This is a genomic window from Sphingomonas mucosissima (assembly GCF_002197665.1).
GTDB classification, from domain to species: Bacteria; Pseudomonadota; Alphaproteobacteria; order Sphingomonadales; family Sphingomonadaceae; genus Sphingomonas; species Sphingomonas mucosissima.
The window spans coordinates 63,406-81,943 of record NZ_NBBJ01000005.1; the positions used below are offsets into that span (position 1 = coordinate 63,406).

Consider the following 18,538-nt stretch of genomic DNA (forward strand, 5'->3'; position numbering starts at 1 on the left):
ATCATGTTCGCGGCGGGCACGGCGGACATTGTCGAACTCGATCCGGTTCAATTCGTGCGAGCCAGCGATTACGAGGCATCATTTCAGAAGGGCATAAACGCTGTTACGGCGGACTATTCGCGCAACAGCGACGGCTCGATCCGAGTGGTCAATCGTGGCCGCACCGGCGGCGTAGGCGGCCAGGAAAAATCATCAACCGGCAAAGCAAAAGTCGTCGACGCGACCACCAACGCCAAGCTGAAGGTTTCGTTTTTCGGGCCATTCTACGGCAATTATCGGGTGCTGGATCACGGAGATCGCTACGAATGGTCGATCGTGGGTGAGCCATCGGGCGATATCTCTGGGCGCTTACCCGAGAACGGAACCCGGACCCCGCGATAATTGCCATGCTGGAGACGCGCGTGGGCGCGCTGGGATATGATCGGTCGCTGATCTGGCGAACGCAGCAGCCGTGAGCGACGCGGCCCGGGCCCGGAGCGTATTCCCGGCCCGGTCACGCGCGGATCAACCTTCGGCGCTGGGCGCGTCCGACGCCGCCTTGCGGCCGCGCTTGGCAGAGCCCGTCTGATCGGCGGACTTCGTGATCTTAGTACCGGGCTTGCGGCCAAGGCCCAGCTTCTTTGCCACTTCACGACGCGCCGCGGAATAGCCCGGCGCGACCATCGGGTAGTCGGGCTTCAGGCCGTAGCGCTGGCGATAGTCCTCGGGCGAGAGACCGTGCGCGTTGAGATGCCGCCTGAGGCTGCGGTACTTCTTTCCATCAATCATCGAGACGATGAATTCGGGATCGGCCAGCGATTTGCGGGCCGTGATGGCCGGCTTGTGCTCAGGCGCGTCGGGCGCCGCCTCCTGCGTGGAAGCCGTGGCTTTTCCAAGATTTTGCACCGCTTCGTAGAGCGATGCGAGAACGCCCGGCACATCGTCGGGGTTAACCCGGGTATTCGGATTGGCAAGCCACGCGATGGTTAGCTCGGTTGCCAAAAGGGTGCTGTCGTCGTTTAGCTTATCAGTCATGGCGCTTTCTATCGAATGCTATCTGCCCGAGGAAGTAAGGGCTTTCACAATGCTGAAGTTCATCAGGATCTGATAATCGGACAATGTGTCCCAATGCTTCGCTGAGGTGAAGAGCGCTTTGCTCCTCTGATGTGCCAGATGGCAAGACACAAATTTGTAATGGCGTTCATGTTTTCCATCAATGGGACGAGTGGGTCAGTGTGACTCACCGATCATTGCTCACCAATCCAGTTCATCGTGACGAATTCGAGAACTCTGCGCCGCCTAGAGAACAGTCGAAAGAAGATCTTCCGGCGATCATGTCGGTGCTCGTGATGCCGGACACTTTGTCCGATAAAGCACGCAAGATGTTCGAATGCGCTATGGCGCCGGACGCAGATCGCGCGAGCACAGCGGCGAAGCACCGATCACATTTGCTGTTCTTTACGGCGGTCCCGGCCGAGCGACCTGTCGACGAGCGCACCACCGAAATCCGCGACCAAACGCCGCACCGTGTTGATCGAGCGAATGGCACGGCTTCTGCGGTGAACGCCGGCCAATTCGCGGTGGATGGAGCGGGGGGCCTTTCTCCTGTGCGCTCTGGCGCTTAGCAGGTGCGCAAAGGGAGTTTCATGTTCGCCAAAACCGTCAGCAGGCTGTGCGCGATAGCCATCACAGGCCTAATCGCCGCGTGCGTTCCTGCGGCACCGCCGGCGTCAACGCCGGCCGCGCCGCCGCCGGTTCGGCAGCCGGCTTACCCTCCAGCCCGGCCGGCGCCCGTGCGTCCGCAAGCGCCGGCGGCGCTGCTGAATGCCGTTCAGGCGTTGGGGCAGAGCTTCAACGGCGATGTGGGCATCTCCGTTCGAGATGTTGAGGAGGGCTGGACGGTTGCTTGGGCGGGCGACAAACCGCGACCGCAGCAAAGTGTCAGCAAATTGTGGGTGGCTATTGCGCTGATGGATGCGGTGGACCGGGGCCGGCTGGGTATCGACCACAGCGTGACTGTCCGGCAGTCGGACCTGACATTGTTTCACCAGCCCATTCGTCCGCTCGTAGGGAAGGACGGATACCGAACAACTATCGGCGACCTGCTCCACGGCGCCATGACGCGCAGTGACAATACCGCAAACGATGTGCTGCTCTGGAGAGTGGGAGGCCCGGACACCGTTCGGAGAACTTTGGCCGAAAAGGGCGTCGCGGGGGTTACGTTTGGGCCTGGTGAGCGCTTGCTTCAGGCGCGAACGGCCGGCCTGACATGGCAACCCGAATGGGCCGGCGGATGGGGCTTCCTTCAGGCACGCGCCGCGATGAGCTATGAGGCGCGCAAGCGAGCGCTCGACCGCTACCTTGCTGATCCGGAGGATGGCGCCTCCGCCAATGGCGTGACCCTGGGACTGGCGCTGCTGGCGCAAGGCAAGTTGCTGAGCCCGGCGTCCACCGAAAAGCTGCTGTCGCTGATGCGGGCCAGCAAGACGGGAACGTTGCGGCTGAAGTCGGGGCTGCGGCCGGGGTGGACGCTAGCGCACAAGACGGGAACGGGCCAGGATCTCGGCAACCTTTCTACAGGCTATAACGACGTGGGGCTGATCGTCGCGCCCGATGGCCACCGCTATGCCGTGGCGGTGATGATCGCGAGCACGCGCCAGCCGATCCCGGCGCGAATGCGGCTGATGGGCGATGTTTCCCGGGCGATCGTATCTTCTCACGTCGGCACGGGCGGCTGACGACGGGCGGTGCATCGGCGTCGCTCGCCGCCAGCCAGGTCACATTGCGCTCAGCCTGCGGGCTCGTTCGTTGGGGGGGTCGGCCGGGTGAGCCACTTGAGACCGCCAGCCGCGGCCATGAAGGTGATGCCCAGCGCGGCCTTGTCTCTTTTGCCCATGAGCGTGAGACCCAGCGTCGCGAAAACCGATGGAAGCAGGCCGACCTTGCCGATGGTGCCGATGCGCAGTGCACGGTCCAGGTTGCGACTGAGCGCCAACTCGCCCCTGACGGTGCCGGTGGCAGGATGGAGCGGGCGGGCGGCCTTGCCAGTGGCGATGTCTGAGCCGGCTTTCGGCGCCGCCTCGGCGCCGCTTGCCACCGTATCGGCGGCATAGGCGCCGCGCGTGCCCATCGGCTGCTCCGCGCCCGTCGTGGTGTCGCGGGCGGTCTGCCGTTCAAGCTCACAATTGAATTCGGCGCCGAGCAGCAGGACGTAGGCGGAAAGATACAGCCAGGTGAGCAACACCACCGCCGCGCCTAGCGAGCCGTAGGTCGCATCATAGCTGCCGAAATTGGACACATACAGGCCGAAGCCGAGCGTCATGATGACCCAGGCGAGGGACGCAAGCGCCGAGCCGGGGGTGAGCCACACCCACTTGGCGCCATCCCGATTGGGAGCAAAGCGATACAATGTTGCCGCAGCGGCTGCGCCGACGGCTGCCATGATCAGATGGGACAGGATCTTGCCAAGGATCAGCAGCGGCGCCGGCAACGTTGGGAACAGATGCTCAAGCGCGCCCATCGCCGTAATGGCGATCACGGCGAGGATCGCGCTCAGGACGCCGCCCGCGGTGATCGCCAGGGCGATCAGGTTCAGTTTCACGAACCCGCGTGTTTCCTCCTCGTCATACGCGATGTTGAGCGCGGTGATGATCGCGGTGGATCCCTTCATCGCGCCGTAAAGGGCGATGGCGAGGGCGATCAGCAGGCCGAAGCCTTTCTTGCCGTCCGACGTCGACACGACGTTCGCCAACTGCTCGCCGATCAGCCGCGCCGCATCGGCCGGCATCAGCTCGGTTAGCGAGCGGACGTTGTTCATCACGGTTTCGGGCGTGGCGATCAGCCCGTAGCTCAGCACGATGGCGCCCAGCATCGGCACCAACGCGAGAATGCCGCAGAATGCCACGCCGGAAGCGACCAGACTGATATTGTCCTGCCCCGCCTCCTTCCAGCTGCGCAGCGCGACATCCTTCCAGCCACGTGGCGGTATCGCCCATGGCCGGGCCGCATTCTGGCCGCGTTCCGCCTTAGCTGCCGCTTGGCTTGTGCTTGCCATCATTCCTCCAGATCATCGTCCGTACCGAACATGCTGACGCGCTTGACGTTCCAACGGTGCGGTCGGCCCGATGGGAATGCCATAGAAAACAAGGGCAACCGGCAGGCGGCACGGCACGTTAGGCGCCTGCGCCCGACCAATCACGATCGGCGCGTCACGCCGCGCCCATGGCCGGCATGGAGATTGCCATGACCAAGACCCTCAAGGCCGGTGATCACGTGAAGTGGGATACGCCGCAGGGCGAAACATCCGGCACGGTGGTGCGCAAGGAAACGAGCACGACCAAGGCAGGCGGCCATACCGCCAAGGCCACGAAGGACGACCCGCAATATCGCGTAAAGAGCGACAAATCGGGCAAGGAAGCGATCCACAAGCCCGACGCGCTGAAGAAAGCATAACCACGCCGTTGCGCGCCATCCCTCGCCGATGGCCTGGCCCGGCGAGGGATGTGGCTCCGGGGACAACCCCCCGCCTGAGGATCAGGCGGGCAGCATCGTTCCCGTTTCCATGAAGCGCTGGTGCCACGACAATGCCTCGCCGGGCAGCGAGGGGGCATGGAGGCCGTAGGAGCCGCCCTTTGCCCGCGCGGCATAATCGGCGAGCAACGGCCTGTAGCTTGGATGGGCGCAGCGCTCGATCACCACGGAGGCGCGTTGACGCGGACTGAGGCCGCGCAGATCGGCCAGCCCTTGTTCGGTTACGATCACCTGCACGTCCTGCATGATGTGGTCCACGTGGCTGACCTGCGGCACGATGGCGGAGATCCGGCCGTCCTTCGCGGTCGACGGCGTCATGAAGATCGAGACATAGCCGTTGCGGGCGAAATCACCCGAGCCGCCGATGCCGTTCTGAATACGCGAGCCCATGACCAGCGTGGAATTCACGTTGCCGTAGATGTCCGCCTCGATCAGCCCGTTCATGGCGATACAACCGAGCCGGCGCACGAGCTCCGGATGGTTGCTGATCTCCTGCGGGCGCAGGATCATGCGGCTGGCATAGGAGGCCATGTTGGCATTCAGCCGATCGGCTGCGGCGGGGCTGAGCGAAAAGGCGGTGGCGGAGGCCATCCGCAGCTTGCCGGCATCCAGCAAGTCCAGCATGCCATCCTGTATCACTTCGGTGAACGCCGTCATCGGTTCGAACGGCGCATCCACAAGGCCGGAGAGCACGGCATTGGCGATGTTCCCAACGCCCGACTGGATCGGGAGCAGTGAGGCGGGCAGGCGGCCGCGCTTCACCTCGTGGCTGAGGAATTCGATGATGTGCCCCGCGATCGCGAGCGCCTTGTCGTCAGGGGCGGCGAAGGGGAGGTTGCGATCGGGGGCGTCCGTCTCGACGACCGCGACCACCTTGTCCGGATCACAGGCGAGGTACGGTGTGCCGATGCGATCGTCCGGCCGGGTGAGCGGGATGGGCACGCGCTGGGGCGGCAGGCGCGTACCGTAATAGATGTCGTGCGCTCCCTCCAGGGCGGCATTCTGCCAGCGATTGACCTCCAGGATCACGCGCTTCGCACGATCCAGCCACGTCTTGTTGTTGCCGACAGACGAGGAGGGGATCAGCGATCCGTCGGCGCGAATACCGCTTACCTCGATCACCGCAGTATCAAGGGTGCCGATGACGCCTTCCCACGCCATCGGCGCGACCTGGCTGAGGTGCATGTCGAGATAGTCGATCTCGCCGCGGTTGATCTTCTCGCGCGCCACGGGATCGGACGAATAGGGAAGGCGCTGCGCGATGCCGTCAACAGCGGCGAGCGCACCGTCGAGCTCGGGGCCGGTGGAGGCGCCCGTCCACAGATTGATGCGAAACGGCCGGCCGCTCGCGCGCTCCCCCGCAATCCGACGGGCCAGCGCCTGCGGCACCGCCTTGGGATAGCCCGATCCGGTGAAGCCGCTCATGCCGACCGTCTCGCCGGGCTGGATGAGCGCGGCGGCGGTATCAGCGTCCGTGATGCGGGCGCGCAGAGTGGCGGAGGCTATACGATCGGACACACGAAACTCTCTATCTGTTGGTGCGCAACGGCTGCCGTCCATTCGGTCGATCCGCCACCGATGTCGAGAAAAGAGCGCCGACCTGTGGACCTCGGCGGCTGAAGTTATTTCCGCCCCCGAGCGTGGCGGAGGAACGCGGAAGCTGCCAGCGCGTCGGGTGTTTGGGGCTGCGTTCGATCAGGAGACGGTGAATGGATGATGTCGATACTTCGCGGCGCGGCCTGCTAGGCGGTGCGGTGCTGGGGCTGGCGGCGGCGTCGACCCCTGCCGCTGCGCAGGGGGGAAAGGCAAGCGGTACGCCGCGCGCCAGCTTGCGCGATCCGCGCACCAGCTATCGGCGGGAACCGTTTCCCGAGCAGCGCCAGCCTTGGCCGGCGCTGGCGAGCAAGATGAACCCGCGACCCGATCATGGCGAGACGAGCTATCGCGGGTCCGGAAAACTGACCGGGCGCCGTGCGCTGATCACGGGTGGTGACAGCGGGATCGGCCGCGCCGCAGCGATCGCGTTCGCGCGTGAAGGCGCGGACGTCGCGATCAACTATTACCCGTCGGAGGATCCCGATGCGCGCGAGGTGAAGGCGCTGATCGAACAGGCGGGGCGCAAGGCGTTGCTGCTGCCGGCGGATATCCGGACGCAAAAAGCGTGCGAGGATACGGTGCGCAAGGCGATCGCCGGGCTGGGCGGGCTCGACATTCTCGTCAACAATGCAGCCTATCAGCAGAGCAAAGCCGACATCATGGAGATTTCGGACGAGCAATTCGTGCGAACCTATGAGACGAATGTGTATCACGTCTTCCGGTTCAGCAAGGCGGCCGTCCCCTCGCTGCCGCCGGGGGCGGTGATCATCAACACGGTGTCGGTGAATTCCTATGATCCCGGCGAAGAGCTGATTGACTATGCTTCCACGAAGGCCGCGATCCTGAACCTGACCAAGGGCATGGCGAAGCAACTGGCGAAAAAGGGCATAAGGGTGAACGCCGTGTCGCCGGGTCCGATCTGGACGCCGCTGCAAGTGGCCGGTGGTCAATTGCCCGGCACCATGGGCGAATTTGGGCAAGACACGCCGCTCGGGCGGGCGGGGCAACCGGCCGAGCTTGCCTCGCTATACGTCACGCTTGCAGCCGACGACGTGAGCTTTTCGACCGGCACGGTGGTCGGCGCCCACGGCGGCAGCGGCAACCCGTGACGCCCGGGGCGGCGCTACGCCAGTAGCGCCGCCAACCGCGCGAGCCGCTCGGCAGGATCGTTCAGTGCCTCCTTCAGCAGCAAGCGCCCATCCTTTTCGAGCAGACCGTCGATCTGCGCCGCTTCCGAGCTGCCGTTGCGCGGGGTGAGCGCGATGGCTGCCGGACCTGCATCGATCCGCGCGATGTTCAGCCCCCGGGCGCGCTCGCGCACGCGGGCGATGGACATGAGCAGCGCGGCTTCGTCCGGAAGCTCGCCGAAGCGATCCTCGAGCTCGGCCTCGAATGCGTCCAGCTCCGCATCGCTGCGCAGGCGGCCTAGACGCGCGTACAGGCTGATGCGCAGATCCTCCTCCGGGATCCACTCCTCCGGCAGCCGCCCGTCAATGCCGAGTTGCAGTTCGGGCGTCCAGCGCTCCACCGTGTCGCCCCGTTCCGTACGCAACGCGTCTTCGAGCAACTGCTGGTACAATTCCACGCCGATCAGCCGCATATGCCCGGCTTGGGTATCGCCGAGGAGATCGCCGGCGCCGCGCATGTCGAGATCGCGCGCGCTGATCGCGAATCCTGCGCCCAGCCGATCAAAGGCTTCCAGCGTCCGAAGCCGCTTCAACGTGCGCGGTGAAATCGCGTCATCGGCATCGGTGAACAGCAGCACCTGACCCCGGCGGTGCCCGCGCCCGACGCGGCCGCGCAGCTGATGAAGCTGCGACAGGCCGAAGCGGTCGGCATGAACGATCGCCATCGTATTGGCGCGCGGCACGTCCAACCCGGCCTCGATGATGTTGGTCGCCAGCAGGACGTCGCCATCGCCCCGGCCGAAGCGCACCATTGTGTCGTCGATCTCGGCGGCAGGCATCTTGCCATGGGCTTGCAACAGCTCCAGCTCCGGCACGAGACGGGCGAGTTGTTCCGCCAGCGGCTCCATGTCGGAAATGCGGGGTACGACGATGAAGCTCTGGCCGCCGCGCGCACGCTCGCGAAGCAGCGCGCTTCGTAGCGTCGCAGGCGCGAACGCCGATACGGCGGTGCGGATCGGCTGGCGCCGTGCCGGAGGGGTGGCGATCACCGACAATTGTCGCAGCCCGACGAGGGCGGATTGCAGCGTGCGGGGGATGGGCGTGGCCGAGAGCGTGAGGATGTGACCGGCGGAAAGATCCTGTAGCTTCTTCTTGTCTGCCGCGCCGAACCGCTGCTCCTCATCAATGATGACGAGCGCGAGATCCTTGTACACCACGCCCTTGCCCGCAACGGCGCCGGTGCCGATCACGACCTGAATGGTGCCATCGGCGAGCCCAGCCTTGACGCGTCGCTTCTCCGCGTCGGTGGACAGGCGGGAGAGGCCAGCGACGCCGATGCCCGTCCCCTCGAAGCGCGCGGCGAAGCTTTCCAGATGTTGACGCGCGAGCACGGTCGTCGGGGCCGCCACGGCGACCTGCTTGCCAGCAAGGGCAGCGACGGCAGCCGCGCGCAGCGCCACCTCCGTCTTGCCAAAGCCCACATCACCGATGACCAGCCGGTCCATCGGCTTGCCCGAGGCGAGATCGCTTCGCACCGCTTCAATGGCGCCGAGCTGATCGGCCGTTTCGGAGAAGGGGAAACCGGCAGCGAAGCGCTCGTAAGCGGCGGGAGAGGGATCAAGCCCTGGCGCCGTGCGGGCCTCCCGCTCGGCGGCGAGCTGCGTCAGCTGTCGCGCGGTTTCGGCGATCGCCACGGCGATTTCGCCGCGGCGCTCCTGCCAGGTTCGGCCATCGAGGCTGTCCAGCGTGACGGCATCGTCCTCGGCACCATAGCGCCACAGGCGATCCGCCTCGGCGACCGGCACTAGTCGCACCGATTCCTTTGCATAGGTCAGCTTGATCGTGTCGCCGCCGCTGCCGTCGGTGCTTGGCAGCGGTTCGATGCCGGCGACCACGCCAATGCCGTGATCCTCATGGATGACCGTATCGCCCACACGGATCTCGGCGGTTTGCACAAACGACAAGTCGACCCGCTCCGCGGCGCCGTCCTGGCGTTCCGCCCGGCTGCCGAGCAGATCGGCAGCAGCAACCGCCAAGACGCCCTCGCGCCGGAATCCGCGGTCTGCAGGCGCAGCAAGCGTGAGGAACGTACCCTTGGGCGCATCCAGCACGGCACGCCAATCAGCGGCGGATTGCGCGCTTGTGTTCAGCCGCTTCTCGATCCGACGAGCAAGGAACCGCAGATCACGTTCCGTACCCAGAAGGACCAGTCGCTCGTCGGCGTCCAAGGTCTGCTTCGCCACCTTTGCGAAAGCTGCCAGCGGCGAACGCTGCTCAACGAAGCGGGCGGGCGGCTCGCCTTGCCGACCGAGCGGCTCCGTCCGGCGGCCATGCAGCGCCTTGGTCCAACGCGCGTCATCCGCGATGTCGCGGGCTGCTCGCCGGCTGCCCCGCCGCGCAGCGTCGCTGCTCAACGCCAAAAGGCGCCGGCGGCGTTCGTCCGCACGATCGGTGATCACAATTACCGCGTCGGGGAGATGATCGACCAACGTCACGCGCTTGTCGCCAAGCGGCGGTTCGGCGACACGGCCGAGTTCATGCGCCTCGACATCGTCGATGCTGCGCTGATCAGACGGATCGTAGAAGCGGAGGCTGGTGATCGTGCCGTCTGTGGCCTCGATCCGCAGCGGCGCCTCCACATCGGCCGGAAACACATCCAGCACCTGGCCACGCACGGCCACTTCACCGGGCTCGTCCACGCGCTCGTCCGACACATAGCCGAGGCCGATCAGTTCCTCGTGCAATTGGGTCAGATCGCAGGCTTCGCCGACCGCTACTGACGGCGGCTTCGTGTCAAAGGCGCCCGGCGGCGGGTAGGCGCGGGCCAGTGCCTCGCCCGAGGTCACAAGCGCGATCCGCGGGCGCTTCGTGGCGGCCAACGTCTGGCGAACCGATCGGAGCGCCGACACGCGCTGGCCGACGTTGGCGGGCGAAGGGGGGGCTTCGTCGCCGGGCAGCGCGTCCGTCCCGGGACAGAACAGAATAAGCGCGTCCGGCATGATAGCCGTCAGCATGCGCGTCAGCGCCAAGGCGCGCGCCTCATCGGCGACGGCGACGATCACGTCGTCTGATGCGAGAAGCGGGGCGATCCCCGCCGCGGTTTCCGCAATGCTCATCGGCGAGGGAGGCAGATCGCCGAACGGCAGCAAGGCGGACGTTTCCGCGTCGGAAGATCGGGACATTCCAGGAGCAGGATCCACTATGATGAGGTCGCACGAACGGGCGGCACGCCGCCACGTTCCCGCGCAGGTCGTTTTGCCAGAAGATCAATGAGCGTGACCGGGGCGAACTCGTGAACGTCCGAGCCCACGTCGAACTGGCGGCGCATCGGCGCGAGGCGCCCGTGGCTGTGCCCGTGGAGATTGATCGCGCCGCGATGCTGGCCGTTCCACGAGCGGAACGGGTAATGACAAAGAACGAGGCGTTGGCCGTCGATTTCCAGTTCGGCATAGTCTGCCGTGCTTGCCCAGCCGGATGCCGCCAGCGTGCCGTCCGGGTCGTTGTTACCGCGAATGAGGTGCTTGGTGCCGTTCAGCGTGGCGAGCAGCGCCGGGACGTCTGCCGCGCGGCGGGCCACGTCGCCAAGGTGCCAGACCACGTCATCAGGGGCGACCGTGGCATTCCAGCGCTCAATCAGCGTTTTGTCCATCTCGGCAACGCTGCCGAAGGGGCGGCGCCAAATATTGATCGTGCGATGGTCGCCGAAATGAGTGTCCGCGGAGAAGAAGACTGCCATGTTCAGCGCGAGCGCCGCGGCGCGAGAAGGGCGCGCAGATGCCTGGCGGCAGCAACGTCGGGACAGGCAAAGCCTCGGGCGAAAGGGGTCATAAAAGGCGAACGAGCGATACTTCGGCGAGTTCAGCGGGCGCCGCGTGGATCAGATAAGGCGACGGCGGCGGAACTTCCCCTCGGCACGTCGTTTAATCACGCTGAATTGGCGGCTATCCACTGTTAGGATCAGCGAGCGAGGAGAGACTGATGGCCCGGACGGCAGAAAAGCGCGGCAAGGACGAGACAAAGGCTGCGGAGAAGAAGGTAAAAGCTACCGGCAAGCCAGCAGGCGGTGCCCGCGGCGGCATCACGGCTCCCGTAACGCCCTCTCCAGAGCTTGCCGAGATCGTCGGCAAGAACGACCTTCCGCGCAGCGAAGTGGTCAAGAAGGTCTGGGAATATATCAAGAAGAACGACCTTCAGGACGCCAAGGACCGCCGCCAGATCAACGCGGATGACAAGCTGGAGAAGATCTTCGGCAAGAAATCAGCCAGCATGTTCGAAATGAACAAACATCTGAGCAAGCATCTTTCCGCCAAGAAGGACTGACCCGGCCGCAGCGTTGCATCTCCCGCGCAAGCTGCGGGAGGTGCGATGCTGGCGGACGAGGTGCCGCGTGGTCGGCGCATCGCTCTTCGCGTCCGAGGCGGGGAAGAGTTGCTGATGGCCGTGGTCAGACCGTGGCGATGGTGGGCGCAGCGCGCACCGGAAAGTTCACCGAACGTGCGATGAAGCACATTTCGTGGGCGTTTTCGTGCAGAGCGCGTGCGAGGTCAGCGCTTGAACCTTGCGATATGATGACGTGCGGCCGAAGCGTCACGCTTTCGAATTGACCTGCGCCGCTCGCCTCCTCGATCATAACGCCCTCCGGCCGATCGGTGTAGCTTTCCACGATCACGCCCGCCTGCGCGCACAGGCCCAGATACCAAAGCTTGTGGCATGCAGCCAAGGAAGCAACGAGCAGTTCCTCGGGGTTCCAGCGCTTCGGGTCGCCGCGGAAGCTTGGGTCGGACGATCCGTCGATCGGCGGCTTCCCCCGCGACGAGATGCGATGCTCCCGGCCATAACTAGAGAGGGTGCGGGTGCCCCGACCGGCATTGCCGGTCCATTCAAGCTCCACGATGTAGCTGTGCATCTTCATCCCAGGGCCTGACGTGCCTCCGTGTTGCTGCGGGTCAGCCGGCGCTGTCTGCCGCCGCGAGGTCGAGCTCGGCGCGGATCGCTGCGCCGTCGGCGTCCAGCGCCGGCGCCCGGCGAAGCGGGGGGCGCGGCACGCCGAAATCAATCGGCGATGCAGGTACCCTGATCGTTTCCCCCGCGTCGTCGGCGACATCGACATAACAGCCGGCGGCAAGCGCCTGCGCATCCTGCGTCGTCTGACCAACCGAAAGCACGGGCGAGAAAACCAGCTTCTCGCGGGTAAGGGCAGCGCGGGCTTCCGCCCAGCTCATCTGCCCGAAGGCAGCGTCGAGAAGCGCGACCACCTCCGGCCCGTTTGCGCGGCGGGCGCGAATGGAATCGAAGCGAGGATCGTCGACCAGATAGGTTCGGCCAATCACCGCAGCGAAGCGGGGCCAATCGTCCACACCTTGCCTGGGAACAGCAACGAACCATTGATCGTCCGCCGTCTTGAAGAAGTTGTTGAGCGGGTTCTGCGCCTCGGCACGTGGGCGGGGAGAGGCAAGTTTGCCCAATTGCAACTGTACCGAATGTTCGCTGCTCCCGGCGTAAACACCCATGCGCAGGAGCGAGGTCTCGAGCTTCTGCCCTTCGCCGGTGCGCTCGCGGTGGAACAGCGCCGCCATGATCCCGGCTGCGAGCCCCATGGCCGACATGTGATCGCCGATGCCGGTCCGCAGTTGTGCCGGTTCGCCGCCCTTTACCGTGGTGAGCCAGCAGAGCCCCGATCGCGCCCAGAAGGCAGTGATGTCGAAGCCCGGCTTGTCGGCGTCCTCACCGACCGGGCCGTAGCCGGTGAAATTCGCAATGATCAGATCGGGCTTGATTGCCTTGAGCCGCTCCCAGGAGATGCCCAGCCGCTCCAGGCTTTGCGGCCGTGTGTTGGTGACGAATACGTCGGCCGTCGCGAGCAGGCGGCGTAGCACCTCGGCATCCTCCGGCTTGGACAAGTCGAGCATGATCGAGCGTTTGCTTCGGTTGTCATTCTCGAACACGCGGTTTTCCGCGTCATCGCGGCCGACCGAGGCGTAGAAGCCGCGGATCGGGTCGCCACCGGGCGCCTCCACCTTGATGACCTCCGCGCCCCAGTCCGCCAGCAACGCCGCGGCGCCCGGGCCCGCGACATAGGTGGCAAGTTCCACCACCCGAATGCCTTGCAACACAGCCCTTCTCCCCGATCAGCAGCGACGATCTGCCCGCGAGGGCGCGTCGCTTGTTGGCGAACGTCGTAGCCTGCCCGTTTGCGGCCGTTCAAGGGGGAGGAGAGGGGATGAGGCGCCTGTGCGTGGAAGTGAGCGGGCTGCCTTGATGTTTCGGGTGACGGGGCGCCAGCATACACGGCAGCTCCGCCGCCCGATCAATGAGCGGCGCCGCGTCGCGAGGACACGCTGCGTCGGAGAAGTCAGTTCGGGGTCTGGCCGGTCACCGCGCCCGCCTGCGTCGATGGCGGCACCGGCGGGGTCGCGGAGCGAGCGTCGCTGACCGCCTCATCATACCAAGTCGCCAAATCCCGCTTCATGTCGCGAAGCGCGTCCGGGTTCAGATAGGTCATGTGGCCGGCGGGGTAATATGTGTACTTCAGGTTCGCCTGAAGCGCCGGCTCCAGCATCATGTGCCCCAGATCGTTCTCCGTGCCGAAGAACGGTGTCGCCATGTCGTAATAGCCATTGAGCGAGAGCACCTTCAGATACGGATTGGTGCGCATCGCGGCGGCGAGATCGATCGCAGTGTTGGGATTGTTCTGACTGCCGTATCCGCCGCCCGGCGCCTTGTGGGCCCAGTTCCACTTCAATCGAAGCGTCCGACGGTGCGCGCGGAATCGCGCAGCAGTTCTTTCTGGAAGCGAGCTAGATCGATGCGCAGGTTGGCGCGCTTGATGAAATCAGGGTCGAGGCCGGTGAGTTGGCTCATCTGCTGCGCGACCTGGTCGCGCTCCTGCGTCGAGATCAGCTGCCCCTTGGCGAGCGCGGCCATATACGGTCCGGTCGCAAAGGCACGTGCCTGCGCCACGACGGTCGCGACGTCCGCGGGGCGGCTCTGCAAGCGGTTGTGGTACCAGGCAGTAGCGGCGTAGCTCGGCAGATAGTTGATATAGACCTGGTCAAGGCCGGGCTGACGATAGCCGTAGTTCATGATCGAGCTGAGCAGCATCACGCCGTTGAGCGCCATGCCACGATCCTGCAGCTGATACGCCAGAGCGCCGGCGCGCAGCGTGCCGTAGCTTTCGCCCAGGATGAACTTCGGGCTCATCCAGCGGCCGTATTTCGTGACATAGCGCATGATCGCGCGGGCGAAGACGTCCACATCCTCATCCACGCCGTAGAATTGCTCGGGTTTGGCGTCGGCGAGCGGGCGCGAATAGCCGGAGCCGATTGCATCGAGGAAGACGAGGTCGGTCTCGTCGAGCAGCGAGTCCGGGTTCGGGCCAACGTCATAGGGCGCCGGGCGAACGAATTCGGGATTGGTGGTGCGGATGCGGACGGGGGCGAAAGAGCCCATGCGCAGCCAGAAGGAGGGTGAACCCGGACCGCCGTTGAACAGGAAGGTAATCGGGCGCTTCGTGCCCGGTTTCGTCCCGTCCAGCGTGTAAGCGGTGTAGAACATCGAGGCGGTTGGCTTCCCCTCGTTGTCGCGCGTCGTCAGCGTGCCGGCCGAGGCGATGTAAGTGTGGCGCCTGCCATTGATGGTGACGCTGTCGCGGTGGCGCGTTTCGGTTTCTTCGACCGGGGCCTTCGCCCATGCGGCTTCGGCTTCTGCCTTTATCGCCTCGGCATGGGGGCGGGCCGGCTGCTGCTTGGCGTCTGCCTTGTCCTGGGCGGCGAGCGGGGCGGTGAGGACGGAAGTGGCGACGAGCGCGAGGAGGAAGTGCTTGGTCACGAACAACTCACTTGTAGATTAGGTCATCTTCATTGACCTAATCAGGCGCAGACGCAACCGGTCTGCCCCACGCGAGACGATCGTATCTCTTTTACCGCCCAGAACTTCCGGCAATGCCGGCGTCGAACAGCCGGGCGATTTCACCCGATGACAGGCCGAGCGTTTCGGCGAGCACTTGTTCGCTGTGCTGGCCGTTGCGCGGTGCGGGGGCGGGGGGGCGGCGTTCCTCGCCCGGCAGCGTCGCGAAGGCGCCGACCGCGGGATAGCGCGTGCCGCTGGGATCATCGGCGGTGCCGAAGATCGGGTTTTCGGTGACGAGCCGGGGATCCCGCACCGCATCCGCCATGGTGCCGTAGGCGGAGTGGACGATGCCGCCGGCATCGAAGGTGGCAGCGAGATCGGCATGATCGCGCGCGGCGATCGCAGCCTCGAACAGCGGGAACAGCGCGTCACGGTGCGTGAAGCGCAGGCCATCATCCTTGGCGAAGCTGACGCCGCGTTCCGCCTCGACGCGGGCGATCGCATCGCCGAGGTTCAGCGCCGCAATGAAATTCGCCCACTGGCGATGAGTGACGACGACGATCATCGTCCGCTTTCCATCGCGCGTCGTGAAATCGCGCCCGAACAGGCCGAAGACGGTGTTGCCCAGGCGCGGGCGGTCAGCGCCGGTGTCCATCACCTCGGCGATGCCGCCGAGGTTGGCGACGGTTCCGATCGCTACATCGGACAGCGGGATACGGATCTCGCCGCCTTCGCCGGTCGCGTCGCGGCGACGCAGCGCGGCCATCAGCGCGAAAGCAGCATAGGCGCCGGTCAGTAGATCCCAGGCGGGAAGGACGTGGTTAACCGGCTCCGGCCCCGGGCCGGTCAGCATCGGATAGCCGACCGCGTTGTTGACGGTATAGTCCAGCGCCGGGCTGCCGTCGGCCCAGCCCATCACGCGCACGGTGATGAGATCCGGGCGGCCCTGCGCCAGCGTCTCATGGGCGAGGAAGCCCTTTACCGGGAAGTTGGTGACGAACTGCCCGGTCGCGCGCACCAGCGCCTGAAGCAATTCGCGCCCCTCCGGCCGGCCGAGATCGAGCGCGAGGCTCTTCTTCGCTCGGTTGAGGTTTTCCCAATACAAGGAGTCGCCGTTTTGCGTGACCGGCCAGCGGCGGAAATCGGGCCCGCCGCCGATCTGGTCCACGCGGATAACCTCCGCCCCCATCTGCGCGAGATAGAGCCCGGCGGTGGGCGAGGCGACGAAGGACGACGCCTCGATCACGGTGAGGCCGGGGAGGAGATTGTACATCTCAATTCACTCCGGCGTTGAACTCGCGCAGCATGTGCTTGGCGATCTGGAGCTGGAGGATCTGGGTGGTGCCTTCGTAGATGCGATAGACGCGCGCATCGCGGAAGAAGCGCTCGGCCTCATATTCGGCGAGATAGCCGGCGCCGCCGTATACCTGGACCACGCGGTCGACGATCCGGCCGCATGCCTCGGAGGCGAAGACCTTGGCGGCAGCGGCCTTGCGCAGCACGTTCTCGCCAGCATCGGCGCGCCGTGCGGCGTCTTCCAGCATCGTCGTCGCGGCGTAGATCTCGATGTCGCTGTCCGCCAGCATCTGCTGGATCAGCTGGAAATTGGCGATCGGCTCGCCGAACGCCTTGCGCTCGGTGGCGTAGCGGAGCGCTGAATCCAGCGCGCGCTGGGCATAGCCGATCGATGCGGCGGCGACCGAGAGGCGGCCGTTGTCGAGGCTCTTCATTGCGGTGATGAAGCCCTTGCCTTCCTCAGCCCCGAGCAGCGCCTCGGCGGGCAGGTGAACGTCCTCCAGGATGATGTCGGCGATGTGGCCCGCCGCCTGGCCCATCTTCTTGTCGGACTTGCCCACGCTCACGCCCGGCGTGTTCATCGGAACGATGAAAGCCGAAACGTGCGCGTTCTTCGGCAGCGGCTCCTTCGAGGTGCGCGCCATGATCAGCGCGACCTCCGCCTGCGGCGCGTTGGTGATGTAGCGCTTGGTGCCGTTCAGCACCCACCCGCCATCGCTGCTGCGGACCGCCATCGTCTGCATGCCGGCGGAATCGCTGCCCGAACCCGGCTCCGTCAGGCCAAAGGAGGTTATCGTGCCGGCGGCGAGCTTGGGCAGCCATTCCTGCCGCTGCGCCTCGGTCGCGCCGTTCTTCATCGCCGAGGTGAACATGCCGATCGTGATCGAGATGATCGAGCGGAAGCAGGGCATGGCATAGGCCAGCTCGCGGATGGTGCGCGTGTATTGGGAGATGTTCATCCCCGCGCCGCCATATTCCTCCGGAATGGTGATGCCGAAGAGACCCATCTCACGCAGCTCGTCGATGATCTCGGGCGGAATGCAGTCGCTCTCGATGATGTCGCGTTCGGCTGGGATCAGCCGATCACGCACGTAGCGGCGCAGCTGATCGATGAACTGGTCGAACGTTTCGGCATCCATGCCGGGGTTGAGATTGGACATGGGTGTTGGCCTCAGATCGGATCGTAGGGGAAAACGTGGGCGGAGACTTCGTCGGCGCGGGCGAAGCTCGGCCGGAACGAGGGAACGAGCTCGTCGGCGATCGACTGCGGCGTCCAGCCTTCGAGCTTCGTCATCGAGCGGATCGGGCGCGGCTTGGAGAAGAGCACGATCTCGTTCTTGCGCACGGCGAAGATCTGGTTGCTGACGTCCTTCGACAGATCGGAGGCGAGGAACGCGACCAGCGGGGCGATCTTGTCGGCGCTCATCGTCTGCAGGCGCGCGACACGCCCCTTGGCTTCGGGCGTTTCGGCCGGGATCGAGGCGGTCATGCGGCTCCACGCGAAGGGCGCGATGCAGTTCGAGCGGACGCCCGCGCGCGCCATGTCGAGCGCGATCGACTGCGACAGGCCGATAATGCCGGCCTTGGCGGCGGAGTAATTCGCCTGGCCGATGTTGCCGATGAGGCCGCTGGTCGAGGTGAAGTGGACGAAGCTGCCGGACTGCTGCTCGCGGAAATAGGGCGTGGCGGCCTTGGAGACGTTGAACGCGCCATTGAGGTGAACGTCGATCACCGCGCGCCAATCCTCGTGGCTCATCTTGTGCCAGATCGAATCGCGCAGGATGCCGGCGTTGTTCACCACCGCGTCGATGCGGCCGAAATGCTTCACCGCATCCTCGACGATCGTGGCGGCAGCGGCGGGATCGGCGACGCTAGCGAGATTGGCGACGGCCTTGCCGCCCGCGGCGATGATGTCCGACGCAGTCTGTTCTGCCGGGCCCGATTCGCCACCTTCACCGCTGCCGCCGACGCCGGGATCGTTGATGACCACCGAGGCGCCCTCGCGTGCGCAAAGCACGGCAATCTCGCGCCCGATACCGCGCCCTGCTCCGGTGACGGCCACGACCTTTCCGTCGAGAATGCCCATGCTCCACCTCCTGAAAGTGTTGTGTGTGGGTTACGGCCGAGTGGCAATCATTTCAAGATGGCGCATTGCGGTTTCA

Annotated in this window: 16 protein-coding genes and 1 pseudogene; 6 read left to right on the plus strand and 11 right to left on the minus strand. The window is 65.4% G+C overall.

Translation table 11 applies throughout. From position 1 onward, the window contains the following. Window positions 1-3 precede the first annotated feature (3 nt). Window positions 4-381 (plus strand): lipocalin family protein, encoded by a 378-nt coding sequence (locus SPMU_RS13615; RefSeq protein WP_245833327.1) that lies wholly within the window; start codon window positions 4-6, stop codon window positions 379-381. Between the two features lie 123 nt (window positions 382-504). On the opposite strand, the gene SPMU_RS13620 is transcribed toward SPMU_RS13615, so the two are convergent. Then, window positions 505-1,014 carry a Ros/MucR family transcriptional regulator gene (locus tag SPMU_RS13620; RefSeq protein WP_088334479.1) on the minus strand — a complete coding sequence of 170 codons (510 nt, stop codon included), beginning with the start codon at window positions 1,012-1,014 and terminating at the stop codon, window positions 505-507. A gap of 131 nt (window positions 1,015-1,145) precedes the next feature. Between SPMU_RS13620 and SPMU_RS16730 the strand changes: the two genes are divergently transcribed. Both SPMU_RS16730 and SPMU_RS13630 read left to right on the plus strand, forming a co-directional pair. Next, on the plus strand, window positions 1,146-1,604 hold the full coding sequence (locus SPMU_RS16730; RefSeq protein ID WP_140418478.1) for a hypothetical protein: 459 nt from the start codon (window positions 1,146-1,148) through the stop codon (window positions 1,602-1,604). A 168-nt stretch (window positions 1,605-1,772) separates the two neighbouring features. Beyond that, on the plus strand, window positions 1,773-2,717 hold the full coding sequence (locus SPMU_RS13630) for a serine hydrolase (RefSeq protein WP_245833328.1): 945 nt from the start codon (window positions 1,773-1,775) through the stop codon (window positions 2,715-2,717). 50 nt (window positions 2,718-2,767) lie between these two features. On the opposite strand, the gene SPMU_RS13635 is transcribed toward SPMU_RS13630, so the two are convergent. Next, entirely contained in the window at window positions 2,768-4,033 is a 1,266-nt protein-coding gene (locus SPMU_RS13635; RefSeq protein ID WP_088334482.1) for a YihY/virulence factor BrkB family protein, read from the minus strand. A gap of 188 nt (window positions 4,034-4,221) precedes the next feature. Here SPMU_RS13635 and SPMU_RS13640 point away from each other — a divergent pair, with 188 nt between their 5' ends. Then, entirely contained in the window at window positions 4,222-4,431 is a 210-nt protein-coding gene (locus SPMU_RS13640; RefSeq protein WP_088334721.1) for a hypervirulence associated TUDOR domain-containing protein, read from the plus strand. Window positions 4,432-4,512: 81 nt separating this feature from the next. Here the strand turns inward: SPMU_RS13640 and scpC are convergent, their stop codons facing one another. Further along, on the minus strand, window positions 4,513-6,027 hold the full coding sequence (scpC, locus tag SPMU_RS13645) for a succinyl-CoA:acetate CoA-transferase ScpC (protein WP_088334483.1): 1,515 nt from the start codon (window positions 6,025-6,027) through the stop codon (window positions 4,513-4,515). Window positions 6,028-6,218: 191 nt separating this feature from the next. On the opposite strand from scpC, the gene SPMU_RS13650 reads away from it, so the two are divergent. Further along, entirely contained in the window at window positions 6,219-7,214 is a 996-nt protein-coding gene (locus tag SPMU_RS13650; RefSeq protein WP_088334484.1) for an SDR family oxidoreductase, read from the plus strand. Between the two features lie 14 nt (window positions 7,215-7,228). Here the strand turns inward: SPMU_RS13650 and SPMU_RS13655 are convergent, their stop codons facing one another. Together SPMU_RS13655 and SPMU_RS13660 are read right to left on the minus strand one after the other, a co-directional pair. Further along, window positions 7,229-10,414, minus strand: a complete 3,186-nt coding sequence (locus SPMU_RS13655; RefSeq protein ID WP_342746447.1) for a TRCF domain-containing protein — start codon at window positions 10,412-10,414, stop codon at window positions 7,229-7,231. A 17-nt stretch (window positions 10,415-10,431) separates the two neighbouring features. Beyond that, window positions 10,432-10,968, minus strand: a complete 537-nt coding sequence (locus tag SPMU_RS13660) for a metallophosphoesterase family protein (protein WP_088334485.1) — start codon at window positions 10,966-10,968, stop codon at window positions 10,432-10,434. Between the two features lie 242 nt (window positions 10,969-11,210). Here SPMU_RS13660 and SPMU_RS13665 point away from each other — a divergent pair, with 242 nt between their 5' ends. Continuing rightward, entirely contained in the window at window positions 11,211-11,552 is a 342-nt protein-coding gene (locus SPMU_RS13665; protein ID WP_088334486.1) for an SWIB/MDM2 domain-containing protein, read from the plus strand. Window positions 11,553-11,676: 124 nt separating this feature from the next. Here SPMU_RS13665 and SPMU_RS13670 read toward each other — a convergent pair whose 3' ends face one another. The 6 genes and pseudogenes from SPMU_RS13670 to SPMU_RS13695 all read right to left on the minus strand — a co-directional run bounded on the left by SPMU_RS13670 (window position 11,677) and on the right by SPMU_RS13695 (window position 18,462). Next, the gene (locus tag SPMU_RS13670; RefSeq protein WP_088334487.1) at window positions 11,677-12,144 is read right to left on the minus strand and encodes an OsmC family protein; all 468 of its coding nucleotides are present in this window, start codon (window positions 12,142-12,144) and stop codon (window positions 11,677-11,679) included. A gap of 34 nt (window positions 12,145-12,178) precedes the next feature. Then, complete coding sequence (locus tag SPMU_RS13675) at window positions 12,179-13,345, minus strand: CaiB/BaiF CoA transferase family protein (protein ID WP_088334488.1); 1,167 nt, start codon at window positions 13,343-13,345, stop codon at window positions 12,179-12,181. 239 nt (window positions 13,346-13,584) lie between these two features. After that, window positions 13,585-15,059: pseudogene (locus SPMU_RS13680) on the minus strand (S10 family peptidase). A gap of 91 nt (window positions 15,060-15,150) precedes the next feature. Next, on the minus strand, window positions 15,151-16,353 hold the full coding sequence (locus tag SPMU_RS13685; RefSeq protein WP_088334489.1) for a CoA transferase: 1,203 nt from the start codon (window positions 16,351-16,353) through the stop codon (window positions 15,151-15,153). Between the two features lies 1 nt (window position 16,354). Then, window positions 16,355-17,536 (minus strand): acyl-CoA dehydrogenase family protein, encoded by a 1,182-nt coding sequence (locus SPMU_RS13690; protein WP_088334490.1) that lies wholly within the window; start codon window positions 17,534-17,536, stop codon window positions 16,355-16,357. An 11-nt stretch (window positions 17,537-17,547) separates the two neighbouring features. Next, window positions 17,548-18,462: an SDR family NAD(P)-dependent oxidoreductase gene (locus tag SPMU_RS13695; protein ID WP_088334491.1), complete on the minus strand. Its 915-nt coding sequence runs from the start codon at window positions 18,460-18,462 to the stop codon at window positions 17,548-17,550. Window positions 18,463-18,538 lie beyond the last annotated feature (76 nt).

Coding starts and splice junctions, on each gene's coding strand:
- SPMU_RS13615 (WP_245833327.1), top strand. CDS start 4: ATGTTCGCGGCGGGCACGGCGGACATTGTCGAACTCGATCCGGTTCAA.
- SPMU_RS13620 (WP_088334479.1), bottom strand. CDS start 1,014: ATGACTGATAAGCTAAACGACGACAGCACCCTTTTGGCAACCGAGCTA.
- SPMU_RS13635 (WP_088334482.1), bottom strand. CDS start 4,033: ATGGCAAGCACAAGCCAAGCGGCAGCTAAGGCGGAACGCGGCCAGAAT.
- SPMU_RS13640 (WP_088334721.1), top strand. CDS start 4,222: ATGACCAAGACCCTCAAGGCCGGTGATCACGTGAAGTGGGATACGCCG.
- SPMU_RS13650 (WP_088334484.1), top strand. CDS start 6,219: ATGGATGATGTCGATACTTCGCGGCGCGGCCTGCTAGGCGGTGCGGTG.
- SPMU_RS13655 (WP_342746447.1), bottom strand. CDS start 10,414: ATGTCCCGATCTTCCGACGCGGAAACGTCCGCCTTGCTGCCGTTCGGC.
- SPMU_RS13660 (WP_088334485.1), bottom strand. CDS start 10,968: ATGGCAGTCTTCTTCTCCGCGGACACTCATTTCGGCGACCATCGCACG.
- SPMU_RS13665 (WP_088334486.1), top strand. CDS start 11,211: ATGGCCCGGACGGCAGAAAAGCGCGGCAAGGACGAGACAAAGGCTGCG.
- SPMU_RS13670 (WP_088334487.1), bottom strand. CDS start 12,144: ATGAAGATGCACAGCTACATCGTGGAGCTTGAATGGACCGGCAATGCC.
- SPMU_RS13685 (WP_088334489.1), bottom strand. CDS start 16,353: ATGTACAATCTCCTCCCCGGCCTCACCGTGATCGAGGCGTCGTCCTTC.
- SPMU_RS13690 (WP_088334490.1), bottom strand. CDS start 17,536: ATGTCCAATCTCAACCCCGGCATGGATGCCGAAACGTTCGACCAGTTC.
- SPMU_RS13695 (WP_088334491.1), bottom strand. CDS start 18,462: ATGGGCATTCTCGACGGAAAGGTCGTGGCCGTCACCGGAGCAGGGCGC.